The organism is Pseudomonas sp. FSL R10-2189 (genome assembly GCF_009600325.1).
Classification (GTDB): domain Bacteria; phylum Pseudomonadota; class Gammaproteobacteria; order Pseudomonadales; family Pseudomonadaceae; genus Aquipseudomonas; species Aquipseudomonas helleri.
Genome location: NZ_WIVZ01000074.1, coordinates 1 through 2,995, shown reverse-complemented (window position 1 = coordinate 2,995; position 2,995 = coordinate 1). Strand labels below are relative to the sequence as shown.

The window sequence follows — 2,995 nt, the reverse complement described above, 5'->3', positions numbered from 1 at the left end:
AGCTTACATTTTCTAAGATCCTCGACTCCTTTTCCAGCCGGTCAGATTTTTTCTACACCCTTAAATGCGAAGAGCCAGAAAACCCCTGAGCAGCTTCAAGCGCGCATTACCGAGTTGAAAGCGCTGTATCAGCAGTTGCAGGACAGTTACGACTAGGATTGAAAATCTTAAATTTCTGCAGGAAATTTAAATTAAAAGAAACGGGAGTTAATAGTATGAGTCAAGACCCTAAAAAATGTCCTGTTACCCACCTGACTACTGAAGCTGGTGCCCCTGTGGTGGATAATCAGAACAGTATGACGGCAGGTGCGCGTGGACCTTTACTTGCCCAAGATTTATGGTTGAATGAAAAATTAGCAAACTTCGTCCGCGAAGTGATTCCAGAGCGTCGTATGCACGCTAAAGGTTCAGGTGCTTTTGGTACCTTTACCGTGACCAATGATATTACCCAATATACTCGCGCTAAAATTTTCTCTGAAGTCGGCAAAAAAACCGAAATGTTTGCGCGTTTCTCAACGGTGGCGGGTGAACGTGGCGCGGCCGATGCAGAACGTGATATTCGAGGTTTTGCCCTGAAATTCTATACTGAAGAAGGCAACTGGGATCTGGTCGGCAATAATACCCCGGTGTTTTTCCTGCGGGATGCCCGTAAGTTCCCTGACCTGAATAAAGCAGTCAAACGTGACCCGAAAACCAACAAGCGCAGTGCCACCAATAACTGGGATTTCTGGACATTATTGCCTGAAGCCTTGCATCAGGTGACCATTGTGATGTCGGATCGCGGTATTCCTGCTGGCTACCGTCATATGCATGGTTTTGGCAGCCATACCTTCAGTTTTATCAATACCCAAAATGAACGCTTCTGGGTGAAATTCCATATGCGTACCCAGCAAGGCATCCAGAACCTGACCGATGCTGAAGCAGCAGATTTGATTGCTAAAGATCGTGAAAGTAGTCAGACTGACTTATTTGATGCCATTGAACGTGGTGAGTATCCAAAATGGAAAATGTACGTTCAAATCATGCCGGAACTGGAAGCTGAAACAGTTCCTTATCATCCATTTGACCTGACCAAAGTCTGGCCGAAAGGTGATTATCCACTGATTGAAGTCGGTGAATTCGAACTGAACCGCAATCCGGAAAATTATTTCCAGGATGTAGAACAGGCTGCCTTTGCACCAAGCAATCTGGTACCGGGAATTAGCTACTCACCGGATCGTATGTTACAGGCACGTCTGGTGAACTATGCTGATGCAGCACGTTATCGTGTTGGTGTAAATCATTCACAGGTTCCGGTCAATGCTGCACGCTGCCCTGTAAACTCTAATCGTCGTGATGGTCAGGGCCGCATGGATGGCAACTATGGTTCATTGCCACATTATGAACCGAACAGTTTTAACCAGTGGCAGGAACAACCTCAGTTTAAAGAACCAGCATTAAAGATTACCGGTGATGCTGATTTCTGGGACTTCCGCGAAGATGACAATGACTACTTCAGCCAGCCCCGTGCCCTGTTCAATTTGATGAATGATGAACAGAAACAAGCATTGTTTAATAACACGGCCGCAGCGATGGGTGATGCGCTAGATTTCATCAAATACCGTCATATCCGCAACTGTTATGCTTGCGATCCAGCTTATGGGCAAGGCGTTGCTAAGGCCTTAGGTATGACTGTAGCAGATGCTCAAGCGGCACGTGAAACAGATCCTGCTAAAGGTTTACCAAGTTTTCTTTAATGTGGAAATTTGATTTAGATAGTTAATAAAAAAACCCCGGCATCCTGCCGGGGTTTCTCATATTGGGTTGCTAGGCTCTGTACGTAAAGTATTGTCGCAAGCACCGCATAGCGCAGGCCAATGAGACCATCGCCGCAAAACTTGTTGCGAGCTTGTCGAAGCGCGTCACGATGCGACGGTTCTCCTTCAGCCAGCCAAACATGCGTTCGATGATGTTGCGCTGCCGATATTTGGGGCGATCAAAAAGTCGAGGCAATCCTGGCTTGGTTTTGCGCTTCATGCTTCGCAACGGAATGACTGGCTGCATGCGATAACGATCACAATACTGGCGCAGCGCTTCAGCGTCGTAACCCTTGTCAGCCAGCAACCAGCGGCAACGCTTGCGTGGGCGACCGCGCAGGCTGGGTATGCAAGCCTGATCGAGTAGCGGTTGGGCATGGGGTGCATAGAGAAAACGGAAATTTTCGTACGATAAGCCCTGCTGACAGTCCCAAACCCTTGCGTTGTGCAGTCGGTATCCGAATGGAGTACACCTCACTCAGGCGTCAGGATGATTACTCGCCTCACGTCAGATTAGGGTCTATTTTTGCATTTTCTGACGCGGCAGCGTCCACCTCTACGACCTCAACCTGACACAGAACGCTTAGCGTACGAAAATTTCCGTTTTCTCTATTCGCCCCAATAACCGTGTTGCACTCAGCTCCTGCAACCGCCGGATATTATTTCTTATCCCTTGCAAAATAGCCCCTTCAATGCCAATGTAATGACGAATGTCTTTACAGGAACCTGCGAAATGGCCTCAATCAATGTCCGTGTGGACGATGACCTCAAAACCCGCGCTTATCGCGAATTGGAACGTTTGGGTGTGACTCCATCTGAGCTCATGCGCCAAGCCTTGCAATACGTTGCTGAGCGCGGACAGCTTCCATTCCGTCCCGTACTGATGACAGAAGAGGATGAAACCCTCATAAACACCGTACGCGAGCGATTGGCTTCACCGCAGCGCGTTAAGGTGTCTCTGGATGACCTATAGCCTTGAGTTTGACCAACGTGCACTGAAGGAATGGCACAAACTGGGAGATACTATCCGACAGCAATTGAAGAAAAAGCTGGCTGAAGTCCTGGAAAACCCACGCATCGATGCCAATCGCTTACGCGAGCTGCCAGATTGCTACAAAGTAAAGCGGCTCTTCGCATTTAAGGGTGTAGAAAAAATCTGACCGGCTGGAAAAGGAGTCGAGGATCTTAGAAAATGTAAG

General features: G+C 48.1%; 2 protein-coding genes and 2 pseudogenes. 3 read left to right on the top strand and 1 reads right to left on the bottom strand.

Going from position 1 to position 2,995, the window contains the following annotated elements; genetic code table 11:
- Window positions 1-215 precede the first annotated feature (215 nt).
- Window positions 216-1,736 (top strand): catalase, encoded by a 1,521-nt coding sequence (locus tag GHO32_RS25820; RefSeq protein WP_003829123.1) that lies wholly within the window; start codon window positions 216-218, stop codon window positions 1,734-1,736.
- A gap of 70 nt (window positions 1,737-1,806) precedes the next feature.
- On the opposite strand, the pseudogene GHO32_RS25815 reads toward GHO32_RS25820, so the two are convergent.
- Window positions 1,807-2,175: pseudogene (locus tag GHO32_RS25815) on the bottom strand (transposase); the annotation flags it as partial.
- Between the two features lie 354 nt (window positions 2,176-2,529).
- On the opposite strand from GHO32_RS25815, the gene GHO32_RS25810 reads away from it, so the two are divergent.
- Both GHO32_RS25810 and GHO32_RS25805 read left to right on the top strand, forming a co-directional pair.
- Window positions 2,530-2,769: a type II toxin-antitoxin system RelB/DinJ family antitoxin gene (locus tag GHO32_RS25810; protein WP_153334554.1), complete on the top strand. Its 240-nt coding sequence runs from the start codon at window positions 2,530-2,532 to the stop codon at window positions 2,767-2,769.
- Window positions 2,759-2,920: pseudogene (locus GHO32_RS25805) on the top strand (type II toxin-antitoxin system RelE/ParE family toxin); the annotation flags it as partial. The gene GHO32_RS25810 and the pseudogene GHO32_RS25805, both read left to right, overlap by 11 nt.
- Window positions 2,921-2,995 lie beyond the last annotated feature (75 nt).

What these genes read in the sequence shown, in the direction of transcription:
- GHO32_RS25820 (WP_003829123.1), top strand. Translation starts at nt 216, where the DNA reads ATGAGTCAAGACCCTAAAAAATGTCCTGTTACCCACCTGACTACTGAA.
- GHO32_RS25810 (WP_153334554.1), top strand. Translation starts at nt 2,530, where the DNA reads ATGGCCTCAATCAATGTCCGTGTGGACGATGACCTCAAAACCCGCGCT.